The sequence below is a fragment of the Bacillus sp. DNRA2 genome, assembly GCF_012843265.1.
Lineage (GTDB): Bacteria > Bacillota > Bacilli > Bacillales > Cytobacillaceae > Bacillus_BU.
In genome coordinates this window covers 101,818-120,076 of sequence record NZ_JABAIT010000012.1, presented here as the reverse complement: position 1 = coordinate 120,076, position 18,259 = coordinate 101,818, and the positions used below count along the sequence as shown (strand labels likewise).

Genomic DNA, 18,259 nt, shown 5'->3' with positions numbered 1-18,259 from the left:
ACTTCAGGATAAAAAAAGAGGTGGGAAATTTCCCCCCTCTATTTTGTCGTAATAATCGGACCGTTTTTCGTAATGATAATCGTATGCTCATACTGGGCAACATAGCTTTTTTCGGTAACAAACGTCCAGCCATCATCCAATTGAAGAACTTCTTCTTCTTCCGTTGAAATAAACGGTTCAAAAGCAATGACCATGCCGTCTCTGAGAAGTTCATTGTCATATGGATCATAGTAATTAAGAATATGGTCTGGTGCTTCGTGAATCGTCCGACCAATTCCGTGTCCTGTTAAATTCATAATGACAGTTAACCCATGGTTTTTCGCTGTTTGGTGGACAACCTTCCCGATATTGCTTTTTTTTGCACCTGGTCTGATTTTTTTAAGACCCGCTTCAAATGCTTCCTTGGCAACGTCACAAATTTTAGTTAAAACCTCATCGCCACTTCCTACGACGAATGAGACGCCAGTATCGGCAAAATAACCATTTTTAGAACCGGAAACATCGATATTTACAATATCTCCTTCTTCAATCACGCGTTTGCCTGGAATCCCGTGTGCGACTTCTTCATTGACACTGATACAAGTATACCCTGGAAAATCGTACTCGCCTTTAGGTGCTGAAATGGCACCAGACTTTTCAAATAATTCCCCAGCTAGTTCATCAAGTTCTTTTGTTGAGACTCCTGGTATACATTTACTTACTAATTCGTCGCGGATTTCTGCGACGATTTTACCAATTTCTTTTAAACCATTGAAATCTGCTTCCGTTTTTGCAATCATGTTAATCCCGCCTAAATGTTAGTTTCATTTGCTAGTATACCACTTTTTAGCGATTAGGAATGTACAGATGCAGGCGGCTTTTTCTTGGAATTTAAAAACTTGACAACATTCAAGACAATGGTTTTGATGACTGCATAGGTTGGTATAGCTAGTACCATACCCAAAACACCTGCTAAATTTCCAGCAGCTAATAATAAAATAATAATCGTCGCTGGATGCGTATCCAAGCTTTTCCCAAGAATAAGTGGTGAAAGAACATTTCCTTCGATTTGCTGGGCGATGACGATCACGAGTAATACAAGCAAGGCCTTAGTCGGTGAATCGAACAAGGCGACAATGACAGCTGGTGAGCCACCAATAATTGGACCCACATAGGGGATGATATTCGTGATAGCGACAATTAAAGCCAAAATAAGGGCATATTTTAAATCAATAATCATATAGCCAATAAACGATAGCGTTCCCACGGCTAGTGCGACTGTCACTTGACCTTGGATATATGCCGATAGCGTTTCGCCAGTTTCCTTTAGCACAACTAACCCCTCATCACGATATGAGGCAGGAAGGAACTTTGTTAAAGCTTCTGGAAATTTATGACCATCCTTAAACATATAAAAGAGCAGGAATGGAACAGTAACGAGAATCACGGTAATATTGGCAATGACACCAACGATGCTTGATATCGATGCAGTAATTCGGTTCGGTAAGGTGTTAGCAAATGCAATCAGCTTTTGCTCGGTGGTGTCTAACAAATCACTTTGTTCATCAATAACCCACTGATATTGGCTGGAATGGGCAACGTCGTTAAAAAAATCGAGCGTTTTATTTGCATATCTTGGCAGGTCATTAGCGAGTGCTGTAAACTGATTTGAAATAGCCGGGACCAAATTGCCGATTGCTAAGACAAGTAAGCCCGTAAATGCTAAATAAATGACTAAAATGGCGATGATTTTCGGGACTTTTTTTCTTGTTAAAAAAGTAACAACCGGGTTGAGGAGAAAATACAGAAATCCAGTTATTAAAATTGGGAAGAACACTGTTGAAAAAAAGATACCGATTGGTTGAAATAAAAACGATATTTTCGTAGAGACAAAAATGATGGTTAAAATGAGCAGAATTTGAATTAACCAATATTGAAGTTTGTTTTTGGTTCGCAAAGTATGTACCTCTGTTTCATTAGATTGTTACCATTAAGTATAGCAAATCTTGCTGGATTAAAGCAGGATACGTTATGATTTATTTAACGATTTGATTGTTAAAGGAGCAAACTACTAGGTGCAACTATCCAAAGTGAAACCCGATTTAGATTCGATTCAATACTTCTTTGATGAGCATCATCATTTTCACACGACTGTTGATGTTTATTTTTCACATCAACAACAAAGATTACGAGCCCAATTAGTCTTCCCATTTCAGCGAAAGGGTAATTTTGCTCTAGAAAAAATTGAAGTCTTCTATAATGAGCAGTGGCATGATAAGAAAGGGAATATCGAGCAATACGGCTTGGCCTTAGCCAAACATGTCATGATCGTGTTATTAGGAAACAACATTATTGAAATGGAACAAACAGCAAAACAGCAACTAGAAATAAGCTTTCAGCACTTTGTGGTAACGGTATCGCAGCGTTTGGTGAATTTGCTTAAAGGTGTGCTTGAATTCGAGTGTGAAGCTAGTGAGGATTATTTAAGTTTAATGACGCGTATGAACCTAAACGGTAAAGTGATTGCCGGAAAAATTGCCACCATTGTCCATTTTAGCAATCATGTGAATGTAAACGTTTTGGCAGAAGAGGTAGCGGAAAAATATAAAACGGAGATTCTTGTTAATGTTAACAAACTTCAAGAGTTGCAGACAGAAATAGGGGAGGACCAAACGGTCTATGTTACGACAGTCCCCATTGTAAATCCGGTGTCTAGCGACCGCTCGAATGGGAGAACGTTAGAAGTCGCTGTTCAATCGACCGGTTATTGTGAGAGATGCGCTAAAGTTCTTGTTAGCCAAATGGGGACAAATGTGAAAATTAATCCGTTAAAGTTAGCGGAGCATAAGGATGATTTACTCATTTTAATTGTTGGACGCACGCTTCAATGTGACGAATGCGGACGTCTAATAAAAAAAGAAAAAGTACTTTTATGGGAGCAGCAAACAGAGCAGTTACTTGATGAACGATTAATAGATGAATTAATGGTGTTAGGACAGTTGCAGGAGTACGAGAGCATACAAATGCGGCTCGATGCAGCCGTGGAGCATGAAAGCTATTTTTATGAGCGGGCTGAACCATTTTGGAATGCTTATACTTTTGTTGCGCTTACCCAATGGGAACGATTTTGCCAGGAGTTAACAAGAATTGAACTGATTGAAGGATTAAGGCATTTTTCTGATGATCTTCTTGTGGATTCTAGTAAGGAAATGTTATTAAAACGAGTGGAGAGGCTTGTCAAATCTGAGACTGATAAGCGTGTTTTTTGGCGGAAAGCGAACGAAATCGTGATAAGTCATTATTTAAGGTTAACATTGTTTGGCTGGGACTTATCAAAGGAACTTTTGATTATTGGCGAGAAACGCGCAGGGTTTATTTTTCAATATCTTCCTTTTCCAGAGGTGTTAAAGCCCTTTTATGAAAAGCATGCAGATTTCTTTTCATTAAATGCTACGACTGATTTGAAGCAGCAGAATATCATTGAAAAACAGCAGCAACTCATCAGGCAGCTCCAGCAAGAAAACGGGATATTATCGGAAAAATTAGGAAGTGCTTACTCACGTATTGAAGAAATGGAAAAAACATCTTTTATGGTTGTACAGGAAAACCGAAATTCGAAGGATGTCTTAAAAATCCAACAGCTTAAGGGTTTGATTGCTGAGCTGAAGGAAGAATTGGTGCAGTTGCCTACTTTGGAACAAGCAGACGATGTTTCGAAAGCTGAAGTGATCTTAACAGAGGTATCAGAGACAAACGATATTATTCAACTTGAAGAAATATTTGACGGGAAAACAATCTTGTTGCTAGGTGGGTTTCGAACGAAAACGAGTGCTTCGGAAGGAACTTGTAAGGTATTAAGTCATGAGTCTAGAGTGTTAGATCCAACATTTTATGAGATGTTGAAACGTGCTGATATCATTGTTGTGCTTACTCGGTTTATTTCTCATCGAGCGATGTGGGAGGCGAAGGAGTTTGCGATATTAGAGGAAAAGGAGATATATTTTTCAACATATACAAATGTCGCTACTATCTTAAATGAAATTGCAAAAAAGATGTCCTGAAAGTTCTGGGACATCTTTTTTGCTTTGGTAATAATGCTACTTATTGAACTGGTAATTCAGGTGCTTCATATATTGGCACTTCTCCACCTAACACCTTTAAAAAAGCTAATAAATCTGCTTTTTCACCGTCAGTTAAGCCAATGGGTGACATGAAATTTTTTAAATAAAAGCTCTTATTTCGATGCTCTCCACCGCCCTTATTATAATAGTCGATGACATCTTCAAGGGTATTGAGGCTGCCATCATGCATATAAGGTGCAGTATGTGTAATTCCGTATAATCCAGCAGTGCGGAATTTTCCCATATCTCCAGCTTTTTTGGTTATGGCATATAATCCTTCGTCTTCAGATTCTAGACCGACATTATAAAAGTTGTTATCGGATAAATTGGGCCCATTATGGCAGGTTGAACACATGGCCTTCCCAGCAAATAAATCCAAACCGCGTAGTTCTTGCTGTGTTAAGGCATCGGTATCGCCCTCCATAAATTGATCAAATCGTGTATCGTTCACAACGATTTGTCGTTCGAACGCTGCAATTGACTTGGCGATATTGGTGCTCGTGATTCCATCCGGAAAAGCAGCAGCAAAATACTCATTATAGCCTTCCACAGCTTTTAGTTCTTCCACCAATTGATTGAGATCTTGATTCATTTCATTTGGATTTTGAATTGGGCCGAGAGCTTGCTCTTCTAAAGACTTTGCTCGACCATCCCAAAAATTTGACCGATAATAACCAGAATTGATTATCGTTGGACTGTTCCTCGCCCCAGGTTTACCATTTATCATTTCTAAAGTAGCCTTTTCATCACCATAGCCTTTTTTGGGATCGTGACATGTCGCACAGCTTCGATCATTTGCCCCAGATAAGCGCTGATCAAAGAACAGAATTTGCCCCAGCTTTACCACATCAGCAGCCATTGGATTGTCAGCAGGGATTGGGACCTTACCTAAAGGAACTAATGGGCTATCATTTTTAAGAGTTTGAAGTAACTTTTCAGGATCTATATCTGCTTTAGACTCCTCTTTGTTGGTACAACCAGATAGAGTAACGATAGCCAATAACGCTGCAAACATTAAACCAATTTTTTTCATAAAAATGGCCTCGCTTTCAAAAATATCTCATTAAAAATATTTTTATAATATAATTATAATTCTTATTATTAAAATAACAGGTGTAGATTTTGACTAAATTATTAACAAAATCGCCTTATCTTGGAAATTGGTAACCTTGTTGGTCTTGTCAAGATTCGCAAAAAAAATGAACATAATATAAAAAGTTGTTGACAAAAGTTGTATTTTTTAGCATTATTAAATTCATAAAACCAATGAGTTTACTTGGTATTAAATTGAGGTGAGGATTCATGTACTTAACAATCGATGGAATTGAAAAAAGTTTTATAAATGATAAAAAAGAAAAATTGAAAGTACTTGATGGAATAAATTTAGGTGTTGAAAAGGGCAGCTTTGTTTCAATTGTTGGTCCATCAGGCTGTGGTAAGTCTACATTGCTTTATTTAATCGCTGGACTTGATAAGGCTGATGAAGGCGAAATCCGAATCTCTGGTAATCAAGTCACAAAGCCAGGACCCGATCGTGTGGTTGTATTCCAAGAAGCAGGTTTATTTCCATGGTTAACCGTTCTTGAAAATGTTACATATGGTTTAAAGCTGAAAAAGATCCCAAAGGAAGAAGCGAAAGAAAAAGCGCTCGAAGTTCTTAAAATGGTTCATTTAAGTAAATATGTGAATTCCTATCCACATCAGCTTTCCGGTGGAATGAAACAGCGGGTTGCGATTGCTAGAGCACTAGTGATGGAGCCAGATATTTTACTAATGGACGAGCCGTTTTCAGCGTTAGATGAACAAACAAGAATGGTTTTACACAAAGAATTATTAGAAATATGGCGAAAAACGAAGGTTACGATTTTTTTCGTTACACATAATATTCGTGAGGCTGTACTACTGTCGGAAAAGGTTGTCGTATTTGCTACTCGCCCAGGTAAAATCAAGGAAACGGTTCACATTAAAACGATGCAGGATGGAATTATGCCTGACAGTGTGACCTTAAACAAAGAGCAAAGAATCCTGACGATTTTACAAGAAGAAATAGAGAAGGTTTTGAAGGAGGAGATGGGCGATGACTACAGCTTTAAGACGAATCATATTCATCGCGGCGATAGCGATGATATGGGAAGTTACATCTAGAACTTCCGGGCTGCCGGAGTTTATGTTTCCAAGCCTGTCGCAAGTGTTTGAAACACTTTTCAATGGACTTGTCAGTGGGCAAATTACCGAAGCGGTTGGGAAGAGTATTGGACGTATTTTACTAGGGTTTTCCGTCGCAATTATTCTAGGACTTATTATGGGTTATTTCATCTGGCGCTATAAATGGGTGGAAGACACTCTAGGATTTCTTGTCACTGCCTTGCAGTCTATTCCAAGTATTGTCTGGTTCCCACTCGCGATTATCTGGTTTGGTTTAAATGATTTTTCAATTTTGTTCATCGTCACAATTGGCGCAACTTGGACGATGACAACGAATGCAACAAGTGGCTTTAAAAATGTCCCGCCGCTTTATCAGCGGGTGGCAAAAGTATACGGATCATCCGGCTTTCATTTCATCCGGACGGTGATATTGCCGGCCTCAGTGCCACAGCTTATTTCTGGCTTGCGAGTCGCATGGGCCTTCTCGTGGCGCGCATTAATGGCCGGAGAACTGTTAGGTGGTGGCGGCGGTCTGGGACAGCTTTTGGAAATGGGGCGCTCATTAGGTCAAATGGACTTGGTGTTATCGGTGATGTTTATTATCGCCATTATCGGTACGCTAGTTGATAATGTTGTCTTCACACGTTTAGAGCGTAATGTTCAAACAAAGTGGGGCGTTAAACGTTAATATAAAAATGTTTATTAAGGAGTGTAAACTATGTTGAAAAAATCTTGGTTATATCTTATTGTTGCAGCATTATTTATTGGTGTATTAGCCGGCTGCGGTAATGGTGATGATGCAAAAGAAGAGAACAAAACTGGCGGAGAAAAAGAAAAGCAAACGGTTAAAATCGGCTACTTCCCGAACTTAACCCATATCGCTACAATCGTAGCACTAGAAAAAGGTTATTTTAAAGAAGAATTCGGTGAAAAAGTAACAATCGAAACAAAAACCGTTGCTAACGGTGGACTATTTATGGAAGCTATGTCAACAAAAGCAATTGATGTTGGTACAGTAGGTCCAGGTCCACTATTAAACTTTTATGTGAAAAATAAAGAATATCATTTAATTTCTGGTGCCGTTAACGGTGGTGCTGTGTTGGTTGCTCGCGATGGTACAGGAATTAAGGAAGTAAAGGATCTTGACGGCAAAAAAGTAGCGATTCCAGTTATCGGAAGCACACAGGATGTTATGCTTCGTAAAGCGCTGAAAGAAGCAGGCCTAAAAGCAAAAACTAGTGGTGGAACTGTTGATTTATATGCAGCAGCTCCAGCAGACACCGCTGCGCTTTTTGTTCAAAAATCAGTAGATGCAGCTGCTACACAAGAGCCTTGGGGCTACGTGCTTGAAAATCAAGCAGATGGAAAGCTCATTCTTGATTGGGACGAGTTTGCGTGGGGGAAAGAGTCAACGAACACTGTTGTTGCAGCACGTAGCGATTTCCTTGAAAAAGAAGACTTAACCAAAGCCTATTTAACTGCCCACAAAAAAGCGGTTGATTTTATTAAAAATAATCCTGAAGAAGCACAAGCAATCGTGATTGCTCATCTTAAAGAATTAACAGGCAAGGAATTAAATAAAGATGAAGTAAAAGCTGCATTCTCACGTCTTGAAGTAACAACTGACGTGAATGAAAAAGTCATTCAAGAAATGGCTGATATCAGCAAAGAAGCAGGTTACATTCCAAGCAACAAAATCGACGGATTAGTTGATTTAAAGGTATTAAAAGGTTTAGCTAAATAAGCATAATAAAGGTCTGATAGATCACTCTGTCAGACCTTTTAGTATTTATCGCCAATTTCTTGATCGGAGTACACTGCTATGAGGATGACAGCTTTTTCTGGGCCGATATTTTTCACAAAATGCGGTACGCTCGCATGCCAACTGAATGTATCACCTTCCTCTAATTCTGCAAGATCTTCACCTTGGCTAGCGAGGATCTTTCCTTCCAAAACAATATGACACTCGATGCCTTCGTGGGCATTTTCCGCTCCCATTGATGCTCCTGGTGCCATCGCGACACTCATCATTCTTAAATTTCCAAAAGCGCCTAAATGTTCGATTGTTAATTCGTTATGGGTTGAATGAGTTCGTTCTGCCTTTTTTACAACTCGCATATGCTGCTTCTTTTCTAAAAGTAAATATGGAAGTGGAACATCAAGAAAGTTAGCGATGGCTTGTAATGTATTGATTGAAGGAGAAGTATTATTATTTTCAATATTACTGACAAAGCCTTTTGAGAGACCTGTTCCCTCACAAAGCTGGGCAATTGTTATTTTCTTTCGATTTCTAATTGCTTTAATTTTTGCACCGATATCCAATTTGTCCACCTCGTGTTTTCTAATAAAAAACTTATTTTTATATTAGCAAAAACAAAAATGACAATCTAGTGCAATCCAGAAGCTGACATACACAATTCGGCTGATGAAATTTTTTGAGATAGAGTTTATACTATTTCTATATGTTAAAAGAGGTTTGGACAGATGAGAGGAGAGAATAGTATGAACCAGAAACTTGACACAACTGAATTTGCTCCGTATTATGCACCATACGTAAATCGTGTCCCAGAGGGTGACATTATTGAAATTTTATCATCCCAATTGGAAAAAACGCTTAACTTCATACTAGCTTTTAGTGATGATGAAGCTTTATTTCGCTATGGAGCCGGGAAGTGGAGTGTGAAAGAAGTCATTGGTCACATCATTGATACAGAAAGAATCATGGCTTACCGCTTGCTTGCGATTGCAAGAGGGGAAACAGTCTCTTTGCCAGGTTTTGATGAGCAATTATATGTGAAAAATGCCCAGTTTGACCAATTATCAGTGAAGGAATTAAGTCGAAGTTACGAAATTGTTCGTCAATCAACGACTCAACTATTAAAATCGATACCGCATGATGCGTGGACAAGAAAGGGTTTAGCTAATGGCACTGAAACAACGGTCCGAGCATTAGCATATATTATTGCAGGTCATGAGCTTCACCATCTAAATATAATTGAGAAGCGCTATATCTCAGGCAAAAAATGATGAAGCTGTATTGACCTAAATATCATGATGGTCATGTTAAAAAAGCCCTTTAACATGACCATTTTTTCTTTAATGCTTGAATAAAGATATTGACGTTCTTTTTTTCCTGCATAATCGGTGAATAAACATAGGAAAGTGTTCGCGTAAAAGATTGATTGTTAAGCTTTATGACCTTCAAAGTTCCTTGTTGCAAATCACGTTGAATGACGCTTTGCGATAACAAAGATAAGCCGAGACCGTTAATTAAAGTTTCCTTAATCCCCTGCGTACTGCTAATCGTGAGTAGCGATTTCACCTTTAGTCCATTGGAACGAATCACATGTGAGAGATAATCACGTGTGCCGGATCCGGTTTCCCTCGATAACCATGTTTGGTTTTGTAAATCTTCAATCGTTACTTCATCCATACTAGCAAGCTCGTGATTGGTTGAAGCAACAATAACTAACTCATCTTGGAGAAAAGGTTGAACGGTTAGGCTTTTTTCATTCGTTTGGCCTTCAATTAAGCCGATATCCACTTCATACATCTTCACACAATGAACAATTTCCTCAGTATTGCCAATCATTACTTTAAGCTCAAGCTCTGGATATTCTTTTTGAATATCGATTAAAAGAGTAGGTAAAATATACTCGCCAATCGTAAAGCTGGCGCCAATTAGTAATTCTCCCTTAATCGCATGATGATGCTCCAAAATATCTTGCTTTGTTTGTTCATAAATCGTGATGATTTGCTTGGCCCGCTCGTAAAGCAACTCCCCGGTTGGTGTAATTTTTACTGTTTTCGGTGAGCGTTGAACCAATTGGGTTTGAAATTCTTTTTCTAAATTTTTTACGTGAAGGCTGACACTTGGCTGTGACATTAACAAGATTTCTGCAGTTTTCGTAAAATTTTTTACTTCAACGAGTGTCACAAATGTTTTTAATCCATCATAGTGCAAAACTACCCCACCTAATAATTAGTATTTTTAATGGTTACGATAAATTATATTTATTTTACTAATACGAGCTTATCAGGTAAAGTTGAAATTAATGAAATTATTCGGAAAAATCGTTAGGTGCGGATGTTATCGACAACAAATGCGTGATTTTTAAAATTTTCAATAAAACCTACTTGAAATATCGGAATAATATAGATAATATTAAATTATCAAATTATTATCGATTCAACATCTAAAGTAAGTAATGAAAATATGGAATTGACGCACGATAACGATATATTCCTATGTGAGGTGGATTTTGTTGCAACTGCAAGTAATGAACAGTCCGTTTAATCAGGAGCAGGCAGAGCTCCTAAATCGTATTCTGCCAACATTAACCGATTCGCAAAAGGTATGGTTGAGTGGATATTTGGCTGCTTCCGTTAATACATCCGTTTCAGCAACACCTGAAGCTGTGGTTATTGGTGCCAATCAAACAGCACCATCTTTTGCTGAAGCACCAGTTTCTAAAGAAGTTACAGTACTATTTGGCTCGCAAACCGGAAATGCCCAGCGTCTTGCTGAAAAAGCCGGTAAGACTTTAGCTGAGCAAGGTTTTAATGTAACGGTTTTATCGATGAACGATTTTAAACCGAACAATTTAAAGAAGGTTAAAAATCTGTTAGTTGTCGTGAGCACAAATGGTGAAGGGGATCCCCCAGATAATGCACTCAGTTTCCATGAATTTCTGCATGGCAAACGTGCCCCTAAATTAGATGAACTCCATTTTTCCGTTTTGGCACTAGGAGACACCTCTTATGAGTTCTTCTGTCAAACTGGAAAAGAGTTTGACATTCGCCTAGCAGAGCTTGGTGGAACACGTTTGTATCCTCGTTTTGATTGCGATCTTGATTTTGAAGGACCTTTCTTAGAGTGGCTTCAGGGGGTTACTTCTAGTCTCGGTGAAGTGAAGGGGACTGCGACTGAAGAAGCTCTAGCAACAGTTGGAGCAGCGGCGCTGGCTACCGCTGAAAAAGCATATTCTCGTACGAATCCTTTCTACGCAGAAGTGTTAGAAAATCTTAATCTGAATGGAAGAGGCTCCAATAAGGAAACTCGCCATCTAGAACTTTCACTTGAAGGCTCTGGCCTTACCTATCAGCCAGGAGATAGCCTAGGAGTATACCCTGTAAATGATCCAGAATTGGTTGATGCCTTACTTGATTCACTAAAATGGAATCCAGAATTAACGGTAACGATTAATAAAAACGGTGAGACTTCTACTTTGAAAGAAGCATTCTCAAGACATCTGGAAATTACCTTACTCAATAAATCGATGTTGTTAAAGGCTTCTGAACTTACTGATAATGAGGACTTAAAGCGCTTATTAGCTAGTGATAAAGAAACGATTAACGCTTATACAAGCGGCAGAGATTTGCTTGACTTAGTCCGTGATTTCGGACCATGGAATGTTTCACCGCAGGACTTTGTTTCAATTTTAAGAAAACTACCACCACGACTTTATTCAATTTCCAGTAGTAATGCAGCCAATCCGGATGAAGTACATATGACGATTGGTGCAGTTCGCTACGTAGCACATGGCCGTGAGCGTAAAGGTGTATGTTCAGTATTAATCGCTGACCGTTTAGAGCCAGGTGATAAATTACCAATCTTTATTCAGCAAAATCCAAACTTTAAACTGCCGGAAAACCCACAAGCTCCAATCATCATGGTTGGACCTGGTACAGGTGTGGCACCGTTCCGTTCCTTCATGCAAGAGCGTGAGGAAACTGGGGCAGAGGGGAAAGCTTGGATGTTCTTTGGAGACCAGCATTTCGTGACAGATTTCCTTTACCAAACGGAATGGCAAAAGTGGGTCAAAGATGGTGTGTTAACAAAAATGGATGTGGCATTTTCTCGTGACAGTGCTGAAAAAGTGTATGTTCAGCACCGTTTGAAAGAACATAGCCGCGAAGTGTTTGCTTGGTTACAAGAGGGCGCTTATGTGTATATCTGTGGCGACAAGGATCGAATGGCCCGTGATGTTCAAAATACGTTAATTGACATTATTGAAGCTGAAGCCGGTCTAAGTCGTGAGAAAGCCGAAGAATATTTAAATGATATGAAAAAACAAAAACGTTATCAACGCGATGTATATTGATTTTTGTCTGAAAGGAGTACAAACAAGATGGCCAATCAAGTTTTAAAAGCGCCGGCAGGCCCTCCTAGTGATGTTGAGGAGATAAAGGAAAGAAGTAATTTTTTACGCGGTACCTTAAAAGAAGTCATGCTTGACCGTTTAAGCGCAGGCATTCCTGAGGATGATAACCGCTTAATGAAGCACCATGGCAGCTATTTGCAGGATGATCGTGATGTGCGGAATGAGCGCTCTAAACAAAAGCTAGAACCAGCTTATCAATTTATGCTTCGTGTTCGCTTACCAGGAGGCGTAGCAACAGCTAATCAATGGCTGGTGATGGATGAGCTTGCTGATAAATACGGTAATGGGACTTTGAAGTTAACAACTCGTGAGACATTCCAAATGCATGGAATTTTAAAATGGAACATGAAGAGTACCATTCAAGAAATTAATGGTGCGTTAATGGATACAATTGCCGCCTGCGGAGATGTTAATCGGAACGTCATGTGTGCATCCAATCCATTCCAATCTGAAATTCATGCAGAAGTGTATGAGTGGTCCAAAAAGCTAAGTAATGATTTGCTACCACGTACACGTGCCTATCACGAAATCTGGCTTGATGAAGAGAAGGTTGCCGGAACACCGGAATTCGATGAAGTTGAACCAATGTACGGTCCGCTTTACTTACCTCGTAAGTTTAAAATCGGAATCGCTGTTCCACCCTCAAACGATATTGATGTCTTTTCACAAGACCTGGGCTTCATTGCGATCGTTGACGATGGAAAACTTGTTGGTTTTAACGTTTCCATCGGCGGCGGTATGGGAATGACGCACGGTGACAAAGCTACTTATCCGCAATTAGGCAAAGTGATTGGTTTTGTTAAGCCAAATCAGCTTTATGATGTTGCTGAAAAAACCATTACGATTCAACGTGACTACGGGAATCGTTCCGTTCGAAAAAATGCCCGTTTTAAATATACTGTTGACCGCTTAGGTCTTGAAAATGTGAAGGCTGAATTAGAAAATCGCCTTGGCTGGAGCTTAGAGGAAGCTCGTCCGTTCCAGTTTGATAACAACGGCGACCGATACGGGTGGGTCAAAGGAATCCAAGGAAAATGGCACTTCACTTTGTTTATTCAAGGTGGTCGTGTTGCTGATTTTGATGATTACAAATTGAAAACTGGTTTACGCGAAATTGCCAAGGTACATACTGGTGACTTCCATTTAACTTCTAATCAAAATGTAATTATTGCCAATGTCTCAAGCCAGAAAAAGAAAAAAATAAGTGAGTTAATTGAAAAATTTGGCCTAACAGACGGAAAGCATTATTCGGCACTTCGCCGCAGTTCCATTGCTTGCGTCTCCCTGCCAACATGTGGCTTAGCAATGGCCGAAGCAGAACGTTACTTACCAACGTTACTTGATAAAATTGAAGAAATCGTAAACGAAAACGGTTTGAATGATAAAGAAATTACGATTCGGATGACAGGTTGTCCAAATGGTTGTGCCCGCCATGCTCTTGGTGAAATCGGCTTTATCGGTAAAGCACCTGGAAAGTACAATATGTATTTAGGTGCAGCCCATGATGGCAGCCGTCTCAGCAAAATGTATCGTGAAAACATTGGTGAAGCGGAGATTTTAAAAGAACTAGCTGAAATTCTTCCACGTTACGCCAAAGAGCGTGAAGAAGGCGAACATTTCGGTGATTTCGTAATCCGTGCCGGTATCGTAAAGGCAACAACTGACGGTACAAATTTTCATGAATAATTGAGTTGTATGTAATTGAAAGTGTCTCAGCCTTTTAGTAAGCTGAGGCACTTTTTTGATTTTTATATGGCTGAATGGTTACAGTTGTTGCGTTACGTTACCTTACCTTACGTTACCTCTAGCATGCATTAGATACACTTAGGGGTAACGAAAGAGACCGAAACGTGCCCCTAAGGTAATATTTGATGCGGCTAGGGGTAACGAATGAGTCGCAATCGTACCCTCTAGGTGATTTTTTATGTGCGTAGGGGTAACGAATAAATTATCGCCCCCACATAAATTAAGTCAGGTTACATAAAAAATGTTGTAAGTAGCACAATACATTATGATTTTTCAAAAACTGAACAATTTTACATAATGATAAAATTTATGAGGAGGTAGTGGTGATGGACTTAAACCTAAAAGGCAAAAATGCGTTGGTGTTTGCATCAAGTCAGGGACTGGGTAAGGCTGTTGCTGAGCAGCTTGTAATCGAAGGGGCAAATGTCGTGATTACTAGCCGTGATGAGGGCAAACTTTTGCAAGTTCAAGAGGAATTAACCAGAATCAATCAGGGCCACGTGCTCTACAGTAAGGCTGATATTACGAAACAAGAGGAGATTCAATCGTTGGTCCGATTTGCGAGTGAAACGTTTGGAGGAATTGATATTCTCGTCAACAATGCTGGTGGACCACCTGGAGGCAAGTTTGAGGAATTATCCGATGCACAGTGGCAGGATGCATTTGAACTGAATTTATTGAGCTATATTCGTTTGATTCGTGAAGTGCTACCAGTAATGAAGGAACGCGGAGGAAGAATCATTAATATTGCCTCAACTTCAATAAAACAACCGATTCCCGGTCTGATTCTCTCCAATACATTCCGGCTTGGTATCGTTGGACTAACGAAAACGCTGTCCGTGGAGCTAGCACCATATAACATTTTAATTAATACCGTAGCGCCTGGACGCATTGCGACAGCGCGAACTGAGCATTTGGACCTACTGAATGCTGAGCGACAAGGTATTTCTCCTGAAGAGGCCACTAATCAGTCGAGACGGATGATTCCACTTGGAAGATATGGAACGCCTGAGGAATTTGCAAAGGTGGTAACGTTCCTCGTTTCTGATGCAAGCACTTATATGACAGGCAGTTCATTTTTAGTGGATGGCGGCATGGTGACTTCGATTTAAGGAGCTATGTAGAAGAAGGGTGCAGGCATAGTGACTGCTCCCTTCAAAACGATATCAAGTTTATTTTCTAAAATCAAAATGACTAGATTAATAGAGTAATTTTAGCCCATCTTCACGAAATGAAGTATCTGCTAGTAAATCAAGATTAGACTGCCCGCCTTGGTAACTCACCACTGATACACTACAATTTTCAAGCTTTGGATATTGGTCGAGCTTGTAGGCTTGCATAAGGTAATTTCCAATCGTGACTCCATGAGAGAAGATGAGAATATTACCGCCACTTTCATGGTGGCGAGCCACTACATCATCAATTGCTGCTTTTGTTCGAGCAAAGACTTCGATAAAAGTTTCGCCTTGTGGTGCAGCCAGATGTAAATCTTCCAAACTAAATATTCGCTTTAGCAGTTCCCCATCACTCCCCTTAATTTCAGGAATGACTAATCTTTCAAAAACACCAAAGCACATTTCTTTTAAACGTGAATCGGTAATAACTGGTATTTCCCTTGAGTTAAGGACATGTTTCGCCGTGCTAATGACCCGAGGGCTGTCGCTGGCGTATGCAGCTTCAAAGTGAATATGCTCCAGTCCACGCCCAACGGCTTTGGCTTGCATGATTCCATTTTCAGTTAGCGGAGAGTCGGCGTGCCCCTGTAATCTTTTTTCCAAATTAAATTGCGTTTGACCATGACGAACAAAATAAAGCCTTACCTGATTCTCATTTGGCAACCAAAAACACCTCTTTGATTTTATAAAAATATACATTCAATTATATAAGGTAATCTTGGACTGCACCATCATTAAGCTTGTAGAAGAATTATATTTGCCATGCAAAGTACAAACATTAGGCTATTTATCCAATCAAGACAATTGTCCCATGAATACTCTTAAATAAGGAGGCGATGCCATATGAGTGTGAGAAAAGTAAAGCTTTCACAACTCCAACAAGAGGGAAGAGAGTATTTGCGAAAACAAAGGCTACTTAAAGAAAGCCTACAAAAACAAAATAATCAGCTAAAGGAGGAGGAGCAAGTGACATCACCCAATCAGGAACCGGTAGCACAAGAGCAGCCTCAAGCACAAGTTAAGGAACAAGTTGTTCAGAGTGCTCAATCAGCGCAACCCCAACCACAAGCACAATTAATTCCAAAGGGACCTGCTCCGACAGCTCCGGAACAAGTTATCCATCAGCAAAAGAATCCAGTTATACAAGAACAATCGCAATCAAAGCTAACGGGTAGCAAAAAAATTAAACGAATGGTCACTAATCAAAAGGAAATATTCCATAACAAAGAACGGCAGGTAAATCCGATTCAAGTAAGCAAAGGCCAAGTTGCTCCATCAAAACAACAACTAATTTCTGATCATCCATCGCCGCAACAGGAACAAATCCCTCTAACCCTAATGAGTGAAACAGATGGGCAAACTACATTGCATCAGCCTGTACTGGCCAGCAAAACTACAGTATACGAAAATTATCTGGTATCAACTGATGAAAGTATTGCTGAAGAGTCTGTATTGGAGGACGGGGTAAGTCAACTTGAACAGGATTTATTAGAATTGAGCAATGCCGGAAGTGTTATTTATAAAATACCGGTGTTTTTCAGTCATCAAGATTTGGCGACAATCGGCCCAGCGGAAGCACCACCGTTATCTAGCGAACAGCAATTTGTAATTCGGATGTTTAAGGAGATCAAAAACGTTCTTCTTTTTCCAAGAACATTACCGCATATCAATCAATTTTCGGATACGAGAATCGATAATATCCAGACGATTGTCAAAGCAAGCTATGGTACAGCCGCCGTGCTGGTAGAACCAGCTGTGTCATCATTTGCAGAGCCCTATAATCCGTTTTCTCAATTTGAACCGGCCATGGCCTATAACAACAATCATCCATTGCTGTTGGTTATTCAAGATACGATGACAGAATCAGCTGGCGGAGTGTGGGGGGGCAAAGGGAATCTAGTGCCATTTGGTCCGCTTGTTTGGCATTCCCGAGCGGTGAGCGTCGATGAATTTTTTGAGGGTGTAACGTGGAAAGAAGCATTATTCAATTGGGCCAGCAAGGTTCGTAATCACTATTTTACGCAAACAGGTCAAAGGCGTTAAATGTTTTGAATAATAACCAAAGCTAACTGGTCTCTGACTGGTTAGCTTGTTGCAGTTGTATTGAAATGATGCTTCATTGATTAACATTTACACACCACAATCGGTTCGGTCATACACTAGGTTATAACTAAAAAAGGGTGATGGTAATGCAAGATTATAATGGATTTAGGCCCCACCAGCCTAGCCAATTAAATAACAAAAGTTCTTACTATCAAATGACTGTGCGTGGTCACGGGGAGGTCATGGTTAAACCTGACCAAGCAAAATTAACGATTGGCATCGTAACGGAAAATCAAAATGTTGAAGCGGCCCAGCAGGAAAATGCAGCAACCGCAAATCGTGTCATTAGTGCATTAAAACAGCTTGGAATCGACGACCGTTCAATTAAGACAAATCATTATTCAATTCAACCGCTTTACGATTATGTTGGTGGCAAATCAGTATTTCGAACATACCAGGTTGACCATCAGCTCGAGGTTACCGTAAAAGACATTGCTCGAGTTGGCTTGGTATATCAGGCTGCAATAAAGAATGGGGCTAATCGGGGCGGGAATATTCAATTTTCTGTCACCAACACGGATGTGTATTATCGCCAAGCTTTATCAAAAGCACTTCAAAATGCTCGTAAGAAAGCGGAAGAAATTGCAAGAACGATTGGAGCCGTTCTAAATGAGCTTCCTATCAAAATCACGGAAGAGCAAGAGCTATCCGTTCGTCCAATCCCCTTTAATACGTTTAAGTTATCTGCAGCGCAAGCTCAAGAAACACCACCAATTCAACAGGGCGAGTATACGATTGAGGCGCATGTTTCGGTTATTTATCAATATCAAAACCGTTATCACTAATTCTCAGTATTTAAATCGGATTAATTAGAAAATGTTGCTAT

16 protein-coding genes are annotated in these 18,259 nt (G+C 39.8%); 10 read left to right on the top strand and 6 right to left on the bottom strand.

The annotated features are described in order from the left end of the window. Window positions 1–38 precede the first annotated feature (38 nt). A complete protein-coding gene (gene map / locus HHO41_RS12060; protein WP_169098887.1) occupies window positions 39–779 on the bottom strand; it encodes a type I methionyl aminopeptidase in 741 nt (246 codons plus the stop codon). Window positions 780–832: 53 nt separating this feature from the next. Continuing rightward, on the bottom strand, window positions 833–1,936 hold the full coding sequence (locus tag HHO41_RS12055; protein WP_169098885.1) for an AI-2E family transporter: 1,104 nt from the start codon (window positions 1,934–1,936) through the stop codon (window positions 833–835). Window positions 1,937–2,054: 118 nt separating this feature from the next. Between HHO41_RS12055 and HHO41_RS12050 the strand changes: the two genes are divergently transcribed. Next, on the top strand, window positions 2,055–4,040 hold the full coding sequence (locus tag HHO41_RS12050; protein WP_169098883.1) for a DUF2325 domain-containing protein: 1,986 nt from the start codon (window positions 2,055–2,057) through the stop codon (window positions 4,038–4,040). A gap of 40 nt (window positions 4,041–4,080) precedes the next feature. Here the strand turns inward: HHO41_RS12050 and HHO41_RS12045 are convergent, their stop codons facing one another. Continuing rightward, window positions 4,081–5,133: a cytochrome-c peroxidase gene (locus HHO41_RS12045; protein ID WP_169098881.1), complete on the bottom strand. Its 1,053-nt coding sequence runs from the start codon at window positions 5,131–5,133 to the stop codon at window positions 4,081–4,083. A gap of 269 nt (window positions 5,134–5,402) precedes the next feature. Between HHO41_RS12045 and HHO41_RS12040 the strand changes: the two genes are divergently transcribed. The 3 genes from HHO41_RS12040 to HHO41_RS12030 are packed head-to-tail and all read left to right on the top strand — an operon-like array spanning window position 5,403 to window position 7,989. Continuing rightward, window positions 5,403–6,245, top strand: coding sequence for an ABC transporter ATP-binding protein (locus HHO41_RS12040; RefSeq protein ID WP_169098879.1), 843 nt, complete (start codon window positions 5,403–5,405; stop codon window positions 6,243–6,245). Continuing rightward, window positions 6,178–6,933: an ABC transporter permease gene (locus tag HHO41_RS12035; protein WP_169098877.1), complete on the top strand. Its 756-nt coding sequence runs from the start codon at window positions 6,178–6,180 to the stop codon at window positions 6,931–6,933. Before HHO41_RS12040 ends, HHO41_RS12035 begins: the two co-directional genes overlap by 68 nt. A 30-nt stretch (window positions 6,934–6,963) precedes the next feature. Next, window positions 6,964–7,989: an aliphatic sulfonate ABC transporter substrate-binding protein gene (locus HHO41_RS12030; RefSeq protein WP_169098875.1), complete on the top strand. Its 1,026-nt coding sequence runs from the start codon at window positions 6,964–6,966 to the stop codon at window positions 7,987–7,989. A gap of 38 nt (window positions 7,990–8,027) precedes the next feature. On the opposite strand, the gene HHO41_RS12025 is transcribed toward HHO41_RS12030, so the two are convergent. Further along, on the bottom strand, window positions 8,028–8,567 hold the full coding sequence (locus HHO41_RS12025) for a helix-turn-helix domain-containing protein (RefSeq protein ID WP_169098873.1): 540 nt from the start codon (window positions 8,565–8,567) through the stop codon (window positions 8,028–8,030). Between the two features lie 180 nt (window positions 8,568–8,747). On the opposite strand from HHO41_RS12025, the gene HHO41_RS12020 reads away from it, so the two are divergent. Next, window positions 8,748–9,272 (top strand): DinB family protein, encoded by a 525-nt coding sequence (locus HHO41_RS12020; protein ID WP_169098871.1) that lies wholly within the window; start codon window positions 8,748–8,750, stop codon window positions 9,270–9,272. A gap of 49 nt (window positions 9,273–9,321) precedes the next feature. Here HHO41_RS12020 and HHO41_RS12015 read toward each other — a convergent pair whose 3' ends face one another. After that, window positions 9,322–10,209 carry a LysR family transcriptional regulator gene (locus tag HHO41_RS12015; protein WP_169098869.1) on the bottom strand — a complete coding sequence of 296 codons (888 nt, stop codon included), beginning with the start codon at window positions 10,207–10,209 and terminating at the stop codon, window positions 9,322–9,324. A 301-nt stretch (window positions 10,210–10,510) separates the two neighbouring features. On the opposite strand from HHO41_RS12015, the gene HHO41_RS12010 reads away from it, so the two are divergent. The 3 genes from HHO41_RS12010 (at window position 10,511) to HHO41_RS12000 (ending at window position 15,267) form a co-directional block, all read left to right on the top strand. Further along, on the top strand, window positions 10,511–12,349 hold the full coding sequence (locus HHO41_RS12010) for an assimilatory sulfite reductase (NADPH) flavoprotein subunit (RefSeq protein ID WP_169098867.1): 1,839 nt from the start codon (window positions 10,511–10,513) through the stop codon (window positions 12,347–12,349). Window positions 12,350–12,376: 27 nt separating this feature from the next. Further along, the gene (gene cysI / locus HHO41_RS12005; RefSeq protein WP_169098865.1) at window positions 12,377–14,095 is read left to right on the top strand and encodes an assimilatory sulfite reductase (NADPH) hemoprotein subunit; all 1,719 of its coding nucleotides are present in this window, start codon (window positions 12,377–12,379) and stop codon (window positions 14,093–14,095) included. Between the two features lie 386 nt (window positions 14,096–14,481). Then, window positions 14,482–15,267: an SDR family oxidoreductase gene (locus tag HHO41_RS12000; protein ID WP_169098863.1), complete on the top strand. Its 786-nt coding sequence runs from the start codon at window positions 14,482–14,484 to the stop codon at window positions 15,265–15,267. 87 nt (window positions 15,268–15,354) lie between these two features. Here HHO41_RS12000 and HHO41_RS11995 read toward each other — a convergent pair whose 3' ends face one another. Then, window positions 15,355–15,993: a histidine phosphatase family protein gene (locus tag HHO41_RS11995; protein ID WP_169098861.1), complete on the bottom strand. Its 639-nt coding sequence runs from the start codon at window positions 15,991–15,993 to the stop codon at window positions 15,355–15,357. A 180-nt stretch (window positions 15,994–16,173) separates the two neighbouring features. On the opposite strand from HHO41_RS11995, the gene HHO41_RS22360 reads away from it, so the two are divergent. Both HHO41_RS22360 and HHO41_RS11985 read left to right on the top strand, forming a co-directional pair. Then, window positions 16,174–17,373: a hypothetical protein gene (locus HHO41_RS22360; RefSeq protein ID WP_248278440.1), complete on the top strand. Its 1,200-nt coding sequence runs from the start codon at window positions 16,174–16,176 to the stop codon at window positions 17,371–17,373. 146 nt (window positions 17,374–17,519) lie between these two features. After that, the gene (locus HHO41_RS11985; RefSeq protein WP_169098859.1) at window positions 17,520–18,218 is read left to right on the top strand and encodes an SIMPL domain-containing protein; all 699 of its coding nucleotides are present in this window, start codon (window positions 17,520–17,522) and stop codon (window positions 18,216–18,218) included. Window positions 18,219–18,259 lie beyond the last annotated feature (41 nt).